The organism is Micromonospora echinospora (genome assembly GCF_014203425.1).
Taxonomy (GTDB): domain Bacteria; phylum Actinomycetota; class Actinomycetes; order Mycobacteriales; family Micromonosporaceae; genus Micromonospora; species Micromonospora echinospora_A.
Genome location: NZ_JACHJC010000001.1, coordinates 1,479,650 through 1,497,020, shown reverse-complemented (window position 1 = coordinate 1,497,020; position 17,371 = coordinate 1,479,650). Strand labels below are relative to the sequence as shown.

Below are 17,371 nucleotides of genomic sequence, written 5' to 3'. Positions count from 1 at the left end.
CCCGCCCCTAACGGGCGGCGGGGGCCGGGGCGCGCAGGCCGGAGACCATCTCGTCGACGACCCGGTCCAGCGGCGTCGCCTCGATCCCGAACGTGGTGGTGGCGGCGCTGGAGTCCATCACGAACGGCGCGGCGAACTGGTGCGCGGTCTCCCGCATCTCGCGGACGAACGGGTCGGCCAGGCCGCCCAGCCAGAGCACCGGGTAGGGCATCCGGGCCAGTCGTGGCGCCGCCACGCCGGCCCGCTCCGCCGTCAGCTCGGCCAGGCCCCGCATGGGCACCGGCGGCGCGCTCGGCACGTGCCAGGCCCGTCCCCAGGCGCGCGGGTCGGTGGCGGCGGTGACGAGGGTACGGGCGACGTCCGGCACGTACGTCCACGTGTGCGGGGCGTCCCAGTCGACCGGCAGGAACACCCGCTGCCCGGCGAGCACCTTGGGCAGCACCATCATGGGCAGGGAGTTGCCGCCGAGCCCGATGTAGTCGGAGCCGCGTACCTCGGTGACCCGGGCCCGCCCGGCGCGGTGGGCGTCCAGCGCGTCGGCCCACATCCGGTTGCGGACCCGGCCCTTGACGCCGGTGGCGGCGAGCGGGGTCGCCTCGGTCATCGGGGCGTCGACCGGGCCGTACCCGTAGAGGTTGCCGACCGTGGCGAGCACGGCGCCGCTGCGCTCCGCGGCGGTGAGCAGGGCGGCGGCCAGCGGCGGCCAGTCCGTCGCCCACCTGTGGTACGCCGGGTTGGCGCAGTTGTAGAGCGCGGCCGCGCCCTTGGTCAGCTCGGTGAGCCGGTTCGCGTCGGCGGCGTCGGCGGCCACCCGCTCGACCGCCGGGTGCTCCGGGCCGGTGCCGCGCCGGGTGACCACCCGCACCTGCTCGCCGCGCTCGGCGAGCAGGTTGGCGGTGGCGGTGCCGACGGGGCCGGCGCCGACGATCACATGCAGGGCCATGACAGGTCCACCTTTTCTGAAGCAGTTGTCCGAAGCGAGAGCACCGCTATCGAAACAGAGCATGACTCAAACCGGGTCGACTGTCAAGAGCAGTGCTCTCTCTTTTGATTGCCGCTCTCATCCGTGGCAGAGTGAGGGCATGGTCGCTCCCTCACTGCGCGCCCGGGTCCGCGCCGGGATGATCGAAGAGATCAAGACGGTGGCCCGCCGCCACCTGGACACCGACGGCGCGAACCTCTCGCTGCGCGCGGTCGCCCGGGACCTCGGCATGGTCTCCTCGGCGATCTACCGCTACTTCCCCAGCCGCGACGACCTGCTCACCGCGCTGATCCTGGAGGCGTACGACGCGCTCGGCGACACGGTGGAGGCGGCCGACGCCGCCGAGGACCCGGCCGACCTGCGCGGACGCTGGCTCGCCGCCTGCCGGGCCGCCCGCGCCTGGGCGCTGGCCCACCCCGCCGAATACGCGCTGCTCTACGGCAGCCCGGTGCCCGGGTACGCGGCCCCCGACGACACGGTCGTGCCGGCCCAGCGCCCACCGGTGACCCTGATCGGCATCCTGCGCGACGGCCTGGCCACCGGACGGCTCGCCCCGCCCGACGAGGACCTGCCCGAACCGCTGCGCGGCGACGTGACCGAACTGGTCGAGCAGATCGGCATGGACGTGCCGCCCGCGCTGCTGGCCCGAGGCATGGCCGGCTGGACCCAGCTGTTCGGGCTGATCAGCTTCGAGTTGTTCGGCCGGATCAACCGGGCGCTGCCGCACCGCGACGAGTACTTCGACCACCAGATCAACCTGATGGCAGACCTCATCGGCCTGCCCTGACGCCGATCAGGCGTCAGGTGCCGTCGGAGGAGTGACCGGGGAACAGGTGCGCGGTCGGGTCGATGACGACAGCCGCGTTGTTCACAGCGGTGGCCGCCTCGCCGAAGCCGGTGGCGATCAGGCGGACCTTGCCCGGGTACTCGGTGATGTCCCCGGCCGCGAACACCCGGGGCAGGTTGGTGGCCATCGCGCTGTCCACCACGATGTGCCGCCGGTCGATGTTCAGCCCCCACTCGGCGAGCGGGCCGAGGTCGGCGGTGAAGCCGAGCGCGGCCACGACCGTGTCCACCGGCAGCGTCTCCACCTCGCCGCCGCGTACGGTCAGCTCCGCGCCGGTGACGGTCTCCTCGCCGTACAGCCGGCTCACCTCGGCGTTGACGACGATCCGCACCGGCAGCGCGCGGACCCGCTCGATGGTGGCGGCGTGCGCCCGGAAGCGGTCCCGCCGGTGCACGAGCGTCACCGACCGGGCCAGCGGCGCGAGCGTGGCGGCCCAGTCGAACGCCGAGTCGCCGCCGCCCACGATGAGCACGTGCCGGTCGGTCAGCTCGGTCGGCTGCGGCACGAAGTAGACGATCCCGCCGCCGGTGAAGCTCTCCGCGACCGGCAGCGGCCGGGGCGTGAAGCTGCCGAGCCCGCCGGTGACGACCACCGCGCCGCAGCTCAGCTGCTCACCGCCGGCCAGGCCGAGCACCGGCCGGCCGTCGAGGTAGGACAGCTTTTCCGCGCGTACGCCGAGCTGGTAGTCGGGGTGGAACGGCGCGGCCTGGGCGACCAGGTTCGCGACCAGCTCACGACCCTTGATCGCGGGGAAGCCGGCGACGTCGAGGATCAGCTTCTCCGGGTACATCGCGGTGATCTGACCGCCCGGCTCGGGCAGCGCGTCGATCACCGACACGGAGAGCCCGCGAAATCCGGCGTAGTAGGCGGCGAAGAGCCCGGCGGGACCGGCCCCGATCACGGCGACATCGACCTCGCGCATGGCTCACCGTCACTTTCCGCTTCGGGATCAACCCACGCTGATGCCGAAACGGTAGGCGGGTGGTCGGCCGCGGGCAAGCACGTCCCGCTGTTCGATCAACGTGCCGTCAGGGCAGCGTCATCCTGGGTGAGCCGAGGCGGTCCACGTCGTCGGTGTCCCTGCGGCGACGGAACAGGATCGCCGCGACCACGCCGCCGAGCAGCCCGAACAGGTGGCCCTGCCAGGAGACGCGCTCGTCGGTGGGGAGGATGCCCAGCAGTTGCCAGCCGTAGAGCAACCCGACGAGCAGGCCGACGGCGAAGTTCCACCAGCTCCGCTCAACGATGCCGCGGGTGAGCAGGATGCCGAGGTAGCCGAAGATCACGCCGCTGGCGCCGACCACCACCGAGTTGGGCGAGCCGGTGAACCAGACGCCCAGGCCGCTGACCAGGATGATGACACCGGTGGACCAGAGGAACCGGCGCGTGCCCGCGGCGAGCACGAACGTGCCCAGCAGGATCAGCGGGATGCTGTTGCTGTAGAGGTGGTTCCAGCCGGCGTGCAGGAAGGGTGAGAAGAAGACACCGTCCAGGCCCTGGATCCGCTGCGGGATGATGCCGGCGGTGTAGTCCAGGCCGAGTCGCAGGCCGACGTCGAGGGCCTCGATGACGAACAGCACCGGCACGACCGCGCACATGGCGACGAAGGCCCGGCCGAGCGCCGCGTAGAACGCATCGGTGCCGAACCGGTGAGGGTCGCCGCCTCGTGGGTTGTCGTGCCAGGTCACCTACCAAGAGCTATCAGTAAAAGTGGCTGGCCGCCAGTCGAGGCCGGGTACGACGACGGCGGGACACCCGGTTCTGCCCGGGTGTCCCGCCGTCGTCACAAGGTCAGTACCAGCCTGAACTCTGCGACTTCTGCCAGGCGCCGCACGGGGTGTCGTACCGGCCCTTGATGTAGCCGAGACCCCACGTGATCTGGGTCGCCGGGTTGGTCTTCCAGTCGTCGGCCACCGAGCTCATCTTGTTGCCCGGCACCGCCTGCGGGATTCCGTAGGCCCCGGAGGAGCTGTTGGAAGCCTTCGGGTTCCAGCCGCTCTCCTTGGTCCAGAGCTTGTCCAGGCAGGGGAACTGGTCGATGCCGAAGCCCTTTTGGAGCATGATGGCGCAACCGATCTTCCGGTTGCCGCTGTACTCCGCGCACGAGGACGGGATCGGCCCGTTGTACGGCTTGACCTTCGTCTCGCTCTCCGCCGCTTCCCGCTCCTTCTTGCGGGTGGCGGCGGCCGCCTCGGCCTTCTTGGCCCGCTCGGCGGCTTCCTTCGCCGCCGCGGCGGCACGCAGCTTCGCCTGGTACTCGGCGGCACGCTGCCGGGACGAGTCCACGCGGTGGTCGGACAGCCGTTCGCGCTGGTACGCGTACTCCGCCTGGTCGACCTCCAGGCCGACCTGCGCGGTCAGGCCCTGCTGCTGGGTCTGGCGATCCTCGCCCAGGTAGAAGCCGCCGGCCACGCCCACGGAGAGCAGTGCGACAGCGGCGGTGCGGGCGCCGAACCGGCTCCACAGCCGAGTCACGAAGTTTCCCTTCGTCGGGGGCAGGGACGCGGCACGCGCGTGGCCTCACCGGGCCGCGCCGACGTGCCGCGAGCGCTCCGGTACCGGTGTGACTGCGGGGCGTGTACGGCTCCCGAGTGGTCGGTGACGCTCGATGGACACCATTGCGCACAGTGAGGCCGGTGGGAAATGGCGGGGCCTAAAAGTGATCTGCGTCACCTTTAAAATATAAACAAAATGGGGCAAAGGCTGCGCTCAGCCGGGGATGTCCTCCAGCAGGTCGGTGACCATGGCGGCGATCGGAGAACGCTCCGATCGGCTGAGCGTGACGTGCGCGAAGAGGGGATGCCCCTTCAGCGCCTCGATCACCGCGGTCACCCCGTCGTGCCGGCCGACCCGCAGATTGTCCCGCTGCGCCACGTCATGGGTGAGCACCACCCGCGACCCCTCACCGATCCGGGACAGCACGGTGAGCAGAACGCCCCGCTCCAGCGACTGGGCCTCGTCGACGATGACGAACGCGTCGTGCAGGCTCCGGCCGCGGATGTGGGTAAGCGGCAGCACCTCCAGCAGCCCGCGCGAGGTCACCTCCTCCAGCACGTTCTCGTGCACCACCGAGCCGAGCGTGTCGAAGACGGCCTGCGCCCAGGGCGACATCTTCTCCGACTCCGAGCCGGGCAGGTAGCCGAGCTCCTGACCGCCCACCGCGTACAGCGGGCGGAACACGATCACCTTCTTGTGCCGGCGCCGCTCCATCACCGCCTCCAGGCCGGCGCAGAGCGCCAGCGCGGACTTGCCGGTGCCGGCCCGGCCACCGAGCGAGACGATGCCGATCGACTCGTCCAGCAGCAGGTCGAGCGCGACCCGCTGCTCCGCCGAGCGGCCGTGCACGCCGAACGCCTCCCGGTCGCCCCGCACCAGCCGGATCGTCTTGTCCGGCAGCACCCGGCCCAGCGCCGAGCCGCGCCCGGACTGCAGCACCAGGCCGGTGTGGCAGGGCAGGCCCGCCGCGGCGTCGACGTCGAGCGTCTCGCCCGCGTACAGCCGGCCGATCTCCTCCTCGGACAGGTCCAGTTCGGCCATACCGGTCCAGGTCGGGTCGCTGGCCTGGCCGTGCCGGTACTCGTCGGCACGCAGGCCGACCGAGGCCGCCTTCACCCGCAGCGGCATGTCCTTGCTGACGAGCGTGACCTCACGCCCCTCGGCGGCCAGGTTGAGCGCCACAGACAGGATGCGCGCGTCGTTCGACTCGTTGCGGAAGCCGGGCGGCAGCACGCCGTCGTCGGTGTGGTTCAGCTCCACCCGCAGCGTGCCGCCCTGCTCGTTGGCGGGCACCGGTCGGTCCAGCCGGCCGTGCCGCACCCGCAGTTCGTCGAGCATGCGCAGCGACTGGCGGGCGAACCAGCCCAGCTCGGGATGGTGCCGCTTGCCCTCCAGCTCGGAGATGACCACCAGCGGCAGCACCACCTCGTGCTCGGCGAAGCGGTGGAACGCCGCCGGGTCGGAGAGGAGGACCGAGGTGTCCAGGACGAAGGCCGGGCCGGCTGGTCGGGGCTCCTCGGCCTCGGCAGCGGCGCTCCGGCGGCTGCGGGTGGTCCGGCGGGTCGGGGCGGTCGCGGCCGGGCTCTGCTCGGCTCCGGCGGGGGTACGGCGTGTGGTCACAGGCCTGCTCCGCGGATGGGCACCCGGCCACCCGAGTTCCGCCTCTTCCGGTGCCCGGTGGACACGGGGTCGGATGCGGGCCCCGTGTGCGAGGACGCAGGTCCGGGCTGTCCGGCTGGCCCGGGAAAACCCCGCGCCATGCCTAGACGCTAATCGCCGAGGGGCCGCGGGGCTAGAGGCGCGCGTGGATCATCGTGTGACAGTCGCCGGACGTACACCTGTTCGGGTGACGGGCGGACCGGAACCGGCCGGGATGCATGCCCCCTGCGCGCATCCCGGCCGGTCGCCACGGTCGGCGTCGCGGTGCGGGCCTCAGCCCGGCCGCCGCGCCAGCGTGCCGGCCCTCGGGCCGCCACCGGTCGCGCCGAACGACGATCCGGTGTACGTGGTGCCCGCCCGCCCCACCGCGCCGAGCTGAGCGGTGGCGGTGACCCGTACGGCCGGGGCGGAGCCGGACCGGGCGGCGACAGCGGCCGGTACGGCGGTGCCGGCGAACGGCACGGCCGAGCGCCCGGCCGACGTCACCACAGTCGCGCCGGGAGCGGACAGCGCCGAGGCGATGGCGGCCTGGGCGTCCCGACGGCGGCGGTTCCAGGCGCCCCGGTCACCGTCGAAGTAGCCCTGCCGGTAGCCGAACCGGTAGCCGATGCGGTAGCTCAGCTGCCCGTGCAGGCGACCGGCCGCATAGCAGGTGGAGCCGAGCACCAGCACGAGGACCACGGCGAGAAAAGGGGTCATCGCTCGTCCGCCCCGGGCAGCGGGTCGACCACCAGCAGCCGCTCCAGGTCGTCGGTGCCGACCTCCTCGACCAGCTCGACGCTGATCCGGCAGCCGTCGAGGATGACCTCGGCCACCGACGCCCGGCGGATCTCGCCGCCGGAGTCGTACACCCGGACGCTCAGCTCGGGACAGCCGAGGTGGGTACGCCAGGCGTCCCACTCCCCCCGGTCACCGACGCTGAGCGAGAGGTACCGGCAACCCCGGGCGAGATAGAGACGCCACGGGGCGCTCAGCCCGGCGGACACGCCTTCCGCGATCAGCCCGAAGGCCTGGGCACGGGTCGCGAGCTCGGTCACGAAACCCCCTCGGCACCCGCGGAGTGACGCATGTGAGCACTCGTCGTCTCAAGCACGTGACACACCGTAAGTTGTCTCATGAGCGTGACAGTATCAGCTTTTCAGGCCTTTGCCGCCGTACTCGTGTCCATCTATTCTGCCCAGGTGACACCCCTCAGAAGCAGCACTGGATCGTTTACCGGAAATGCGCGATCGCCGTCACGTCGGCGTGACAGCAGCGTGCCGAGACCGCCCGACGGGACCGACTGGCCGTACCGTCACGGGGTGACCGAGACGGCCAACGCGCGGAAGATCGCCTTCGCCACCTTCGTCCGCCGTGCCCTCGACGACGCGCGAGCGCTGCGGGCCTGGAGCGGCACCGAGGTTTCCCGGCGCACAGGCGTCTCCCGTCAGACCATCAACCGCTGGGTCCGCGGGGACTGGGCCAGCGACCCGGAGGCCGAGCGGGTGGTCGCCTTCTGCGAGGGCCTGGGGCTCGATCCGGCCGCCGCCTTCATAGCGCTCGGCTGGGACCGCGCCGCCGGCCCACGGGCCACGCCCACCCCACCGCCGATGGACCCGGACGTGGAGGCGCTGCTGCGCCGGCTGGTCGACCCGACCGTGTCGGACGCGGAGAAGTTCCACATTCGAGAAACCATCCGTTACCTCGCATACCGCCCGACTCTGCCGGGCGGTGTCCGAAATAGGGGTAAACAAGCCGGGTAGTTCCTCAGATGGCGAAAGAACGGAAGGTCGGGCCCGATCGTTTCGCCTCGGGGACGGAACGGACCCGCTAGCGTCCACGTTTGTACTGCTAGGGGCTCGTCATCGGCGGGGGGACGGGACACAGCCGAACCCAGCCCTGCGGGACAGAAGGAGGGGTCTGTCCATGACCCTGAAATGGTTGGCAGTCGTGGTCGCGGTGGTGTCGCTGACATCGTGCGTGACCGGCAACGTGGTGGTCGGCGTACTGGACGGCGGGCAGCTTCCCCTGGTCGTCAACCTCTTCGCGCTCACCACGGCCGGCACCGCGGTGATCCTCGCCGTCGTCGCCGAGCTGCACGATCGTCTCAACGACCGGGTCAGCGCGCTCACCGAGTTCCTGGTGGCGCGGCTCAACGAGATCGAGGCGCACACCGGCGACCGCAACACCGGCTTCGTGGAGGGCTACCTGCTCAGCCACGGGCAGGACGCGGCAGTGGTGCCGTTCGGGCGCCGGGGACGAGGAGCCGCCGAACGCTGACCCCCACGCCGTTTCGACGTCACATCTCGGCCACGAATACGCCGCCGGACGCGGGGTACGCTGACGCGCGTGCCGCCGTTGAATCTGGGCAACCAGCAGCCGAAGACCCCGTTGAACGCGGAGCACGCCTGGCGTGCGACCGCCGACCGCGCACGGGACGTCGTGCTCTTCTTCGACTTCGACGGCACGTTGGCGCCGGTCGACGACGACCCGACGGCCGTGCGGCCCGCGCCGAACGTGCTCACCGCGCTGGAGGCGCTCGCCCCGCACGTGCGGCGGATCGCCATCGTCTCCGCCCGCCCGGTGGATTTCCTCCGTGACCACCTCGGTGGCCTCACCGGCATCGACCTGTACGGGCTCTACGGCCTGGAACACAGCCACTTCGGCGGCGAGACGGTCACCGAGCCGGCCGCCCTGCCCTGGGTGCCGACCATGTCCGAGCTGGCCGAGCAGGCCCGCGCCGAGTTGCCGCCCGGCGCGCTCGTCGAGTTCAAGCGGCTCTCCGTCGCGCTGCACTGGCGTACCGCCCCGCAGCTCGGTGAGCTGGTGCAGGAGTGGGGCCGGGCCCAGGCCGAGCGGCTGGGCCTGCGCGCCCAGCCGGGCCGGATGGTGCTGGAACTCAAGCCTCCTGTCGACCGGGACAAGGGCATGGTGATCGGCGAGACGGTCCGGGACGCCGGCGGCGCCTGGTACTTCGGTGACGACGTCTCCGACATCAAGGCGTTCGCCGCGCTGCGCGCCCGTGCCGCCGCCGACCCCGCCTTCCTCGGTGTCTGCGTCGCCGTGGCCAACCCGGAGACCGGGCACGAGGTGGCCGACGCCGCCGACCTCACCCTGGACTCCCCCGCCGCCCTGGCCGACTTCCTCACCGACGCCCTGCGCCACCTGACCTGACCCGCTCCCCCTCCTCAGGTGCCGAAGCGGCGCTGGCGGGTGGCGTAGGAACGCAAGGCACGGAGGAAGTCGACCTTGCGGAAGTCGGGCCAGTTCAGCTCGCAGAAGTAGAACTCCGAGTGCGCGCTCTGCCAGAGCATGAAACCGGAGAGCCGCTGCTCGCCGCTGGTCCGGATGATCAGATCCGGATCCGGCAGCCCCTTGGTGTAGAGGTGCTCGGAGATGTGGTCGACGTCGAGCGAGGTGGCCAGCTCCTCAAGCGTGCCGCCGTTCGCCGCGTGCTCCACCAGCAGCGAGCGGACCGCGTCGGCGATCTCGCGCCGCCCGCCGTACCCGACCGCGATGTTGACCTGAGCCCCGCCGTCGCGGTTCCGGGTGCGTTCCTCGGCGGCCTTGAGCGCGGCGGCGTGCTGCGCCGGCAGCACGTCGAGCGCACCGACCATCCGCAGCCGCCAGGGGTTGCCCTCCTCGGCCAGCTCGGTGGTGAGGTCCTCGATGATCTGGAGCAGTGGGTCCAGCTCGGCGGCCGGACGGGAGAGGTTGTCGGTGGAGAGCAGCCACAGCGTGACGTGCCCGACGCCGGCCGCGTCGCACCAGCGGAGCAGCTCCTTGATCCGCTCGGCGCCCATCCGGTGGCCGTCGTTCGGGTCGACGAAGCCCATCTCCCGGGCCCATCTGCGGTTGCCGTCGCACATCACGCCGACGTGTGCGGGTACGGGCTTGCCCGCGAGCTTCGCCGTCAGTCGGCGCTCGTACACGGAGTAGAGGAGTTTCCGCAGAGTCATCACCTTGCAGGGTAGCGACCCGTGAGAAAGATCAGTGTCTCGGTGGCGTATCAGCCGACGGCGAGCCGCTCCGGCGTGGCCGCGGCACGTCAGCGGCGATCGCCGCGAGCGTGCGGACGTCGAGCCGGCCGTCGCCGAGCCCCAGCTCCACCACCGTGCGGTAGACCCGCTCGTCGCGTCCGGCCGCGCCGACCACCGCGTCGACCACCCAACGACGCCGGGCCAGCCAGGCCGCCGCCGAGCTGTGCCGCAGGTGAGTGCCGAGCCGGGCGCGCAGCGCAGCCGCGTACCCGGAGGCGGCCTCGGCCGGATTGCCGGCCGCCGCCGCGCCGGCCAGCGCTCCCGAGCGCAGCGCGTAGAAGATGCCCTCGCCGGTGAACGGGTTGATCAGCGACAGCGCGTCCCCGGCCAGCACCACCCGGCCCCGCCCGGGCGCCGGCCGGTGGGTGGACAGCGGCAGGTGGTGCGCGCGCAGGTCGGTCACCGTGGCCGGCTCGACGCCGGGCAGCAGCGCGGCCGTCCGGGCCAGCAGGTGTGCGCGGGTCAGCGGCTCGCCGCGCAGCACCTCCCCGTACCCGACGTTCGCGCGACCGTCGCCGATCGGAAAGGCCCAGGCGTACGCGGGCCAGCGCGTTGCCGAGGTGACGATGAGCTGTTCGGGCGGCCCGGGCGGGGCCGGCGCGTAGCCCCGGATGGCGAGGGCCAGGTGCCGGTCCGGGTTGACTGGGAACCCGAGCGCGCGGCGGACCACCGATCCGGCGCCGTCCGCGCCCACCAGCGCCCGCGCGGACAGCTCACCGTCGAGCACCACCCGGTCGGGGGCGATCTCCACCCGGCGTACGGTGTGCCGCCGCAACTCCGCGCCGGCCGCCACCGCCGCCGCGACCAGGCGTGCGTCGAACACCTGGCGGGGCACCGTGTACGCGGGCCGGGGCAGCGTCCGGGCGACGCTGCCGCCACCCGGTCCGACCAGGCGCAGCGCGGGCAGGGGCGGGTAGCCGTCGACGGCCCCGGTCACGCCCAGTTCGGCGAGGACGTCGAGCGCGTGCGCGGCGATGCCGTCACCGCACGCCTTGTCCCGGGGGAAGTCGTACCGGTCCAGTAGCAGCACCCGCGCCGCCCCGGCCCGCCGCGCGCCGAGCGCGGCGGCCGCTCCCGCCGGCCCCGCCCCCACCACCACGACGTCCCACACGCCCTCATCCTGCCCCGCCGGCCCCCGCCACGGGCGACGATCATCAAGTTGGCGGCATCAACGGGGCCGGGTGGCCCGGTAGAGGGACCAGAGGCAGAGGGCTGCCGCCGTGACCAGCGGCGCGCCGTCTCGGATCAGGCCGTCGACGCCGAGCAGCCACCAGCACAGCGGCAGGTCGAACGCGAGGACGCCGAGCGTGACCGCGACCAGGGCCTTCCGCGCCCAGGCCCGGTCGCGCAGCAGGAACGCGGTGCAGAACAGCACGGCGTAGCTGACCGCGATGCCGCCGCCGAACCACAGGACCAGAGCCGGTACGGCGGCGAGCCGCCCGTCCAGCACGGCGCCGGTCGCCACGAGCGCCGGCACCAGCATCAGCGGGCTGTAGGTGAACGCCGCGACCCGGGCGGTGAGCAGCCAGCCGTTCGCCTGCGGGCGCTTCGGCGTCATCTCCCGCCAGGCGATCGTCCCGCCCTCGACGACCAGGCCCTTGCGGTGCCGGACCAGGTGCGCGCGGATCGCCTCGGAACGGTAGAGCAGCACCACCACGGCGACGCAGAGCGCGGTGAGCACGGCGAACCCGACCAGGCCGGGCAGCGCGGGCACCCCTTGCCGGGGCACGATCAGCCGCCCGACCGCGAAGATCGTGGTCACCGCCAGGATCAGCCCGAACGGCCGGGCACTCACCCGGCCCTTGTTCACCTGCCCGATCAGCAGCAGGAAGCCGAGCGACCGGAGCATCGCCCAGCCGGTGCGTACGGCCAGGCCGAACTCCTGCTCCGGGGCGTACCAGTAGTTGAGCAGCTCGACCACGACGGTGGCCGCCGCGGTCACGGCGAGCAGCGTGGTCAGCGCCCGGACGGCGGACGGCCGCCGGACCTCGACAGGTTCAGCGGCCGTCCTCATGGCATCCGATGGTGCCCGCAGCGGGCAACCGGCACACCTGTTACTTCTGCGGCTCCGCGTCGAGGCGGGCGCGCAGCGCGTCCAGCTCGGCCCAGAGCACGCCGGGGAGCTTGTCCCCGAACTTCTCGAACCACTCGGTGACCAGCGGCAGCTCGTTGCGCCACTCGTCCGCGTCGACCTTCAGCGCGATCCGGACGTCCTCCGGGGTCATGTCCAGACCCTCGACGTCGAGCGCGCCCTGCGCCGGCACCATGCCGACCGGCGTCTCCACCGCCTCGGCCCGGCCCTCCAGCCGCTCGATGACCCACTTGAGGACGCGGGAGTTCTCGCCGAAGCCCGGCCAGAGGAAGTTGCCCTCGGCGTCCTTGCGGAACCAGTTGACGTAGTAGATCTTGGGCAGCTTGGACTCGTCGCCGTCGGTGCCCTTGCCCATCTCGATCCAGTGCCGGAAGTAGTCGCCGGCGTTGTAGCCGATGAACGGCAGCATGGCCATCGGGTCGCGGCGCACCACGCCGACCGCGCCGGAGGCGGCGGCGGTGGTCTCCGAGGAGAGCGTGGCGCCCATGTAGACGCCGTGCACCCAGTCGCGGGCCTCGGTGACGAGCGGGATGGTATCCCGGCGACGGCCGCCGAACAGGATCGCGTCGATCGGCACGCCGTTCGGGTCGTAGTAGTCGTCGGCCAGGATCGGGCACTGGGTGATCGGGGTGCAGAAGCGGCTGTTCGCGTGCGAGGAGAGGTTCTCGCTCTCCGGCGTCCAGTCGTTGCCCTTCCAGTCGATCAGGTGCGCCGGCGGCTCACCCATGCCCTCCCACCAGATGTCGCCGTCGTCGGTCAGCGCCACGTTGGTGAAGATGGAGTTGCCCCGGTCCAGCGTGCGCATGGCGTTGGCGTTGGTCTTCCAGTCGGTGCCGGGGGCGACACCGAACAGGCCGTACTCCGGGTTGATCGCGTAGAGGCGGCCGTCCTGACCGAACCGCATCCAGGCGATGTCGTCGCCGATGGTCTCGACCTTCCAGCCTGGGATGGTCGGTTCCAGCATGGCGAGGTTGGTCTTGCCGCAGGCGGACGGGAAGGCACCGGCGATGTGGTAGACCTTGCCCTCCGGCGAGGTGATCTTGAGGATCAGCATGTGCTCGGCCAGCCAGCCCTCGTCGCGCCCCATCACGCTGGCGATACGCAGCGAGTAGCACTTCTTGCCGAGCAGCGAGTTGCCGCCGTAGCCGGAGCCGTACGACCAGATCTCCCGGGTCTCCGGGAAGTGGGAGATGTACTTCGTCTCGTTGCAGGGCCAGGCCACGTCCTGCTGCCCCGGGGCGAGCGGGGCGCCGATCGAGTGCAGCGCGTGCACGAAGTCGGCGTCGTCGCCCATCGCCTCCAGGATCGCCGACCCCATCCGCGTCATGATCCGCATCGAGGCGACCACGTACGGGCTGTCGGTGATCTCCACGCCGAACATGGGGTTCTCGGCCTCGATGGGGCCCATGCAGAACGGGATGACGTACATGGTGCGCCCGCGCATGCTGCCGCGGTACAGCTCCGTCATCGTCCGCTTCATCTCGGCCGGCGCCATCCAGTTGTTGGTGGGGCCGGCGTCCGCCTCGTCGACGGAGCAGATGAAGGTGCGCTCCTCCACCCGGGCGACGTCCGTGGGGTCGGTACGCGCGTAGAACGAGTTGGGCTTCTTCTCGGGATTCAGGCGGATCAGGGTGCCGTTCTCGACGAGCTCGTCGGTGAGGCGGCGCCACTCCTCATCAGACCCGTCCACCCAGACCACGCGGTCGGGGGTGGTCAGTTCCGCGACCTCACGTACCCAGGCCAGCAGCTTGGGGTGGGATGTCGGGGCCTGATCGATACCCCGAACAGCAGCCGGAGCAACCATGTCACTTCTCCTTGTGGTCGACGCTGACCGATCTATGGGGTGCACGAGTTCTGGCGGGCAAGTACGCCGCCTCGTGGAAACCTGGGATTGGGCTCAGCGTAAACCGGACTGCCTCGCCAGTCAGTGGGACTGGTTGTGAAGAACTGCACAAGGTACGGCCACGCTGCGGCTTCACGATCTGATACCCGCTTTCGCGCGCAGTTTCACGCAAATCCTGCGGGAAACCTTCGACGGCCCGGTCCGTCACCGGAGTGACCGCGACACCCGATCGCGGGGAAGCGTACGAACATGTCGTGAAAGACGATTCTGTGATGGGCTCCACAGATTCACACAGCGGGTTACCCTCTGCTCACGGACATCGAGAACGGGCGGCAGATCCCCGACCCGGGCGGCCCGGCCGCGAGGGCCACGACGAAGCCGTCGTGGCCGACTCGCCGTTGCGGTCCGCCCGCGTACCCGACAACCGGTACTCTCGGCGGGTGGCCGCGACGATGACCGGGGACCAACCGGGGGCTCCGCAGACCCGTCGGGGTCCGATCGGAGCACTACTCGACCGTTTCGGTCACCTGATCCACGAGTTGAGCAAGTTCGCCACCGTCGGCGGCTTCGCCTTCGTGGTCGACTTCGTCCTCTTCAACTTCCTGTCCAGTGGCCGGGACATGTCGCCGCTCGCCGCGAAGGTCATCTCCACGGTGATCGCCGCGACCGTCGCCTTCCTCGGCAACCGGTTCTGGACCTGGCGGCACCGACAGCGCTCCAACCCGGCCCGGGAGTATGCGCTCTTCTTCTTCTTCAACGCGGTCGGCCTCGGTATCGCGGTGGCCTGCCTCGCGGTCAGCCACTACGGGCTGGGCGCGGTCTGGCCCGCGGTGTTCCAGACCCCGCTGGCCGACAACATCGCCAGCTTCATCGTCGGCACCGGCTTCGGGACGCTCTTCCGGTTCTGGTCGTACCGACGGTTCGTCTTCGTCGACGCGGGAACACCACCAGTTCCGGCAACGAGCCACGACCGAGAGCCCGGGGCGTGACGAACCGCCCATCCCGACCCGCCGGGCCGAGCCGGCCCAGCCCACTGCCTAAGGTGTTCCGCATGCCTGGAGTCCGTCTGCTGCCCGAGCGCTGGCAGAAGTTCATCCACGAGGCGCTCAAATTCGGCGTCGTCGGCGGCATCAACACCGTCATCAATTACGCGGTGTTCAATGCCCTGGCACTCACGGTTTTTCGAGACGGCCAGCTGAAAGCGACAGTGATCGCGACGATTGTCGCCACGATCACGTCGTATCTGATGAATCGTCACTGGACGTACCGGGATCGGCCGAAATCGGCACTCCGGCGGGAATACGTCCTGTTCTTCCTTTTCAACGGCGCCGGCCTCGTCATCGAACTCGGCGTTTTGGCCCTGGCCAAGTACGGCCTCGGCGTACACGGACTGCTGGCGCTGAACGTCGCCAAGACCATCGGTGTCCTGCTGGCCACGCTGTTCCGCTTCTGGTCCTACCGCACGTTCGTCTTCCAGCCGGTGCCCAAGCACGCCGAGGAGACCTGGCACTCGGTGCCGCGTGACGAGTGGGACAACGTCGCCGAGATGGACCCGGTGGCCGAGCTGGCCGAGTCGGTGAGCGAGCTGGAGGAGGAGGAACCTCCCCCGGGCGCCGGGCGACCCGACTACGCGCCACCCCGGGGCCGTCCGGCACCCGCCGACGCCGGGCTCGGCGGCACGCTCGGCGCCGACCTGGACGCCGAACTCGCCGCCGAACTCCAGCCCCGCCGCGCGCGCCGCTGAACGACCGAAGGCCGGCATCCCCGGAAGGGGTGCCGGCCTTCTCCGTCGGTGGCATGGTCAGGGCTGGTCGCGCAGGGACCTGCCCTCGGTCATGTCGGCGAGGATCTCGCGCATCTCGCCGTCGCCCAGGCTGTGCTTGTCGTGGTGCGCCTCGACCAGCTCGTACAGCTTCGTCTGCACCTTGTCCACGCCCGGCACGTCGTGCAGCACCGACTGGCCGCGCTCACCCGCCGACTCGATGGTCAGCGTGCCGCAGCCGAGCAGCCGCTCCACGAAGTGCTGGTTCATGGCGTGGTCGTTGATCCGGGTCAGCGGCAGGTCCCGCCGGTTGCGCGACAGCACCCCCTGCTGGAGCAGCAGGCGCTCATTCGTGAACAGGTAGTGCGTGGTGCGCCAGACCAGGAACGGCCACAGGCCCAGCCACAGCACCAGCGCCAGGGCGACCACGGCGATCGCGTAGAGCGCGATGGTGCCACCGCTGCCGTCGGGCAGCAGGAGCCAGCCGGCGACGACCGCCGCGACGGCGAGCACGAGCACCAGGACCGGCCGGATCAGGGCCTTCCAGTGCGGGTGCAGGTGCAACACGACGTGCTCGTCCTCGGTGAGCACGTCTTCGGGGAACGCCACGGGGGAACCTCCTCGCAGAACAGGACGCGCTGACCGTAACCGGTCGGGGCATCCCGCCGGCATCGGCCGCGCGGGCGGCTGCCCGTGGTTGTTAAGAGGGGGCCCTTCCTCTACCGGAGGCGTTAATAAGGGGCCCTTCCTTTCACCGCAGGTGCAGCACATCGCCCGCCGCGAGCCGCAGCGTCCCGGCGTCCGTCTCGACCAGGAGCTGCCCGTCGGCGTCCACCCCGGTGGCGGTGCCGTGCGCCTCGCTGCCGTCGGGCAACAGCACCCGCACCTGCCGGCCGATGGTGGCGCACCCGGCCAGGTACGCCTCGCGCAGCCCGCTGGCCTCCGCGTCACCTCCGGCGTCACGCCAACGCTCGTACCAGTCGGCGAGCGAGCGCAGCAGCGCCCGCAGCAGCGGATCCCGGTCGGTGGCGGTGGCGCCGGCGAGCTGGAGCGACGTGGCGGGCAGCCCGGTCGGGTTCTCCGGCAGCTCGTCGGCGCGCAGCGTCACGTTCAGCCCCACACCCACGACGATCGCGGGCGGCCTGTCGTTCTCGCCCGGCACCGCCTCGGCCAGCACGCCGGCGCACTTCGCGCCGTCCACCAGCAGGTCGTTGGGCCACTTCAGCCGCGCGTCCAGCTCCGCCAGCAGGCGTACCGCCTCGACCAGCGCGACACCGGCGAGCAGCGGCAGCCAGCCGTACCCGGTGACCGGCACCGGTTCCCAACCCCGCTCGGCGTCCGCGTCGCCGGGCCGCAGCAGCACGCTCGTGGCGAGACCGGCGCGCGGCGGTGACTGCCAGACGCGCCCTCGCCGGCCCCGGCCGGAGGTCTGCCGCTCGGCCACCACCACCAGGCCCTCCGGCTCGCCGGCCCGCGCCGCGGCCACCGCGTCCGCGTTCGTCGAGCCGGTCTCGGCCAGCAGCTCCAACCGGCGCCAGGGCCCGTTCGGCGCGACCAGCGCGCGCCGCAGCCGGGCCGCGGAGAGCGGCGGTCGGTCCAGATCCGTGTACGGCGAGCCGGGCATCACGCCAGCCTACGGCCCGGATGAGGCGTACTGCACAGCCTCAGACA

General features: G+C 71.4%; 19 protein-coding genes. 6 read left to right on the top strand and 13 right to left on the bottom strand.

Going from position 1 to position 17,371, the window contains the following annotated elements; genetic code table 11:
• Positions 1–7: 7 nt before the first annotated feature.
• A complete protein-coding gene (locus FHU28_RS07265) occupies positions 8–943 on the bottom strand; it encodes an NAD-dependent epimerase/dehydratase family protein (RefSeq protein WP_184682111.1) in 936 nt (311 codons plus the stop codon).
• Positions 944–1,082: 139 nt separating this feature from the next.
• Here FHU28_RS07265 and FHU28_RS07260 point away from each other — a divergent pair, with 139 nt between their 5' ends.
• The gene (locus FHU28_RS07260) at positions 1,083–1,769 is read left to right on the top strand and encodes a TetR/AcrR family transcriptional regulator (RefSeq protein WP_184682109.1); all 687 of its coding nucleotides are present in this window, start codon (positions 1,083–1,085) and stop codon (positions 1,767–1,769) included.
• Positions 1,770–1,782: 13 nt separating this feature from the next.
• On the opposite strand, the gene FHU28_RS07255 is transcribed toward FHU28_RS07260, so the two are convergent.
• The 6 genes from FHU28_RS07255 to FHU28_RS07230 form a co-directional block, all read right to left on the bottom strand.
• Positions 1,783–2,751 carry an NAD(P)/FAD-dependent oxidoreductase gene (locus FHU28_RS07255; protein WP_184682107.1) on the bottom strand — a complete coding sequence of 323 codons (969 nt, stop codon included), beginning with the start codon at positions 2,749–2,751 and terminating at the stop codon, positions 1,783–1,785.
• A 106-nt stretch (positions 2,752–2,857) separates the two neighbouring features.
• The gene (locus tag FHU28_RS07250; RefSeq protein ID WP_184682105.1) at positions 2,858–3,517 is read right to left on the bottom strand and encodes a rhomboid family intramembrane serine protease; all 660 of its coding nucleotides are present in this window, start codon (positions 3,515–3,517) and stop codon (positions 2,858–2,860) included.
• A 103-nt stretch (positions 3,518–3,620) separates the two neighbouring features.
• The gene (locus tag FHU28_RS07245; RefSeq protein ID WP_184682097.1) at positions 3,621–4,304 is read right to left on the bottom strand and encodes an aggregation-promoting factor C-terminal-like domain-containing protein; all 684 of its coding nucleotides are present in this window, start codon (positions 4,302–4,304) and stop codon (positions 3,621–3,623) included.
• Between the two features lie 234 nt (positions 4,305–4,538).
• Positions 4,539–5,945 carry an RNA 5'-3' helicase PhoH2 gene (phoH2, locus tag FHU28_RS07240; protein ID WP_184682094.1) on the bottom strand — a complete coding sequence of 469 codons (1,407 nt, stop codon included), beginning with the start codon at positions 5,943–5,945 and terminating at the stop codon, positions 4,539–4,541.
• 312 nt (positions 5,946–6,257) lie between these two features.
• A complete protein-coding gene (locus FHU28_RS07235; protein WP_184682092.1) occupies positions 6,258–6,683 on the bottom strand; it encodes a hypothetical protein in 426 nt (141 codons plus the stop codon).
• Complete coding sequence (locus FHU28_RS07230; RefSeq protein ID WP_184682090.1) at positions 6,680–7,021, bottom strand: hypothetical protein; 342 nt, start codon at positions 7,019–7,021, stop codon at positions 6,680–6,682. The genes FHU28_RS07235 and FHU28_RS07230 overlap by 4 nt, the downstream gene beginning before the upstream one ends.
• A gap of 264 nt (positions 7,022–7,285) precedes the next feature.
• Here FHU28_RS07230 and FHU28_RS07225 point away from each other — a divergent pair, with 264 nt between their 5' ends.
• The 3 genes from FHU28_RS07225 (at position 7,286) to otsB (ending at position 9,137) form a co-directional block, all read left to right on the top strand.
• The gene (locus tag FHU28_RS07225) at positions 7,286–7,726 is read left to right on the top strand and encodes a helix-turn-helix domain-containing protein (RefSeq protein ID WP_184682088.1); all 441 of its coding nucleotides are present in this window, start codon (positions 7,286–7,288) and stop codon (positions 7,724–7,726) included.
• A gap of 163 nt (positions 7,727–7,889) precedes the next feature.
• Entirely contained in the window at positions 7,890–8,243 is a 354-nt protein-coding gene (locus FHU28_RS07220) for a hypothetical protein (RefSeq protein WP_026268070.1), read from the top strand.
• A gap of 69 nt (positions 8,244–8,312) precedes the next feature.
• Positions 8,313–9,137, top strand: a complete 825-nt coding sequence (otsB, locus tag FHU28_RS07215; RefSeq protein WP_184682085.1) for a trehalose-phosphatase — start codon at positions 8,313–8,315, stop codon at positions 9,135–9,137.
• 14 nt (positions 9,138–9,151) lie between these two features.
• Here otsB and FHU28_RS07210 read toward each other — a convergent pair whose 3' ends face one another.
• The 4 genes from FHU28_RS07210 to FHU28_RS07195 are packed head-to-tail and all read right to left on the bottom strand — an operon-like array spanning position 9,152 to position 13,899.
• Positions 9,152–9,922 carry an isoprenyl transferase gene (locus FHU28_RS07210; protein ID WP_073825033.1) on the bottom strand — a complete coding sequence of 257 codons (771 nt, stop codon included), beginning with the start codon at positions 9,920–9,922 and terminating at the stop codon, positions 9,152–9,154.
• Between the two features lie 31 nt (positions 9,923–9,953).
• The gene (locus tag FHU28_RS07205; protein WP_184682082.1) at positions 9,954–11,114 is read right to left on the bottom strand and encodes a geranylgeranyl reductase family protein; all 1,161 of its coding nucleotides are present in this window, start codon (positions 11,112–11,114) and stop codon (positions 9,954–9,956) included.
• A gap of 57 nt (positions 11,115–11,171) precedes the next feature.
• Complete coding sequence (locus tag FHU28_RS07200) at positions 11,172–12,017, bottom strand: hypothetical protein (RefSeq protein ID WP_184682081.1); 846 nt, start codon at positions 12,015–12,017, stop codon at positions 11,172–11,174.
• 40 nt (positions 12,018–12,057) lie between these two features.
• Positions 12,058–13,899, bottom strand: a complete 1,842-nt coding sequence (locus FHU28_RS07195; RefSeq protein WP_184682080.1) for a phosphoenolpyruvate carboxykinase (GTP) — start codon at positions 13,897–13,899, stop codon at positions 12,058–12,060.
• A gap of 491 nt (positions 13,900–14,390) precedes the next feature.
• On the opposite strand from FHU28_RS07195, the gene FHU28_RS07190 reads away from it, so the two are divergent.
• On the top strand, positions 14,391–14,927 hold the full coding sequence (locus tag FHU28_RS07190; protein WP_184689322.1) for a GtrA family protein: 537 nt from the start codon (positions 14,391–14,393) through the stop codon (positions 14,925–14,927).
• Positions 14,928–14,989: 62 nt separating this feature from the next.
• Positions 14,990–15,682 (top strand): GtrA family protein, encoded by a 693-nt coding sequence (locus FHU28_RS07185; RefSeq protein WP_184682078.1) that lies wholly within the window; start codon positions 14,990–14,992, stop codon positions 15,680–15,682.
• 57 nt (positions 15,683–15,739) lie between these two features.
• Here FHU28_RS07185 and FHU28_RS07180 read toward each other — a convergent pair whose 3' ends face one another.
• On the bottom strand, positions 15,740–16,309 hold the full coding sequence (locus FHU28_RS07180; protein ID WP_184682077.1) for a PH domain-containing protein: 570 nt from the start codon (positions 16,307–16,309) through the stop codon (positions 15,740–15,742).
• Positions 16,310–16,451: 142 nt separating this feature from the next.
• Positions 16,452–17,324 (bottom strand): biotin--[acetyl-CoA-carboxylase] ligase, encoded by an 873-nt coding sequence (locus tag FHU28_RS07175; RefSeq protein WP_184682075.1) that lies wholly within the window; start codon positions 17,322–17,324, stop codon positions 16,452–16,454.
• Positions 17,325–17,371: the final 47 nt, after the last annotated feature.

Bases quoted from the DNA above. Each gene is read 5' to 3' on its own strand.
- FHU28_RS07265 (WP_184682111.1), bottom strand. From the start codon at position 943: ATGGCCCTGCATGTGATCGTCGGCGCCGGCCCCGTCGGCACCGCCACC.
- FHU28_RS07260 (WP_184682109.1), top strand. From the start codon at position 1,083: ATGGTCGCTCCCTCACTGCGCGCCCGGGTCCGCGCCGGGATGATCGAA.
- FHU28_RS07255 (WP_184682107.1), bottom strand. From the start codon at position 2,751: ATGCGCGAGGTCGATGTCGCCGTGATCGGGGCCGGTCCCGCCGGGCTC.
- FHU28_RS07235 (WP_184682092.1), bottom strand. From the start codon at position 6,683: ATGACCCCTTTTCTCGCCGTGGTCCTCGTGCTGGTGCTCGGCTCCACC.
- FHU28_RS07220 (WP_026268070.1), top strand. From the start codon at position 7,890: ATGACCCTGAAATGGTTGGCAGTCGTGGTCGCGGTGGTGTCGCTGACA.
- FHU28_RS07210 (WP_073825033.1), bottom strand. From the start codon at position 9,922: ATGACTCTGCGGAAACTCCTCTACTCCGTGTACGAGCGCCGACTGACG.
- FHU28_RS07200 (WP_184682081.1), bottom strand. From the start codon at position 12,017: ATGAGGACGGCCGCTGAACCTGTCGAGGTCCGGCGGCCGTCCGCCGTC.
- FHU28_RS07195 (WP_184682080.1), bottom strand. From the start codon at position 13,899: ATGGTTGCTCCGGCTGCTGTTCGGGGTATCGATCAGGCCCCGACATCC.
- FHU28_RS07190 (WP_184689322.1), top strand. From the start codon at position 14,391: ATGACCGGGGACCAACCGGGGGCTCCGCAGACCCGTCGGGGTCCGATC.
- FHU28_RS07185 (WP_184682078.1), top strand. From the start codon at position 14,990: ATGCCTGGAGTCCGTCTGCTGCCCGAGCGCTGGCAGAAGTTCATCCAC.
- FHU28_RS07175 (WP_184682075.1), bottom strand. From the start codon at position 17,324: ATGCCCGGCTCGCCGTACACGGATCTGGACCGACCGCCGCTCTCCGCG.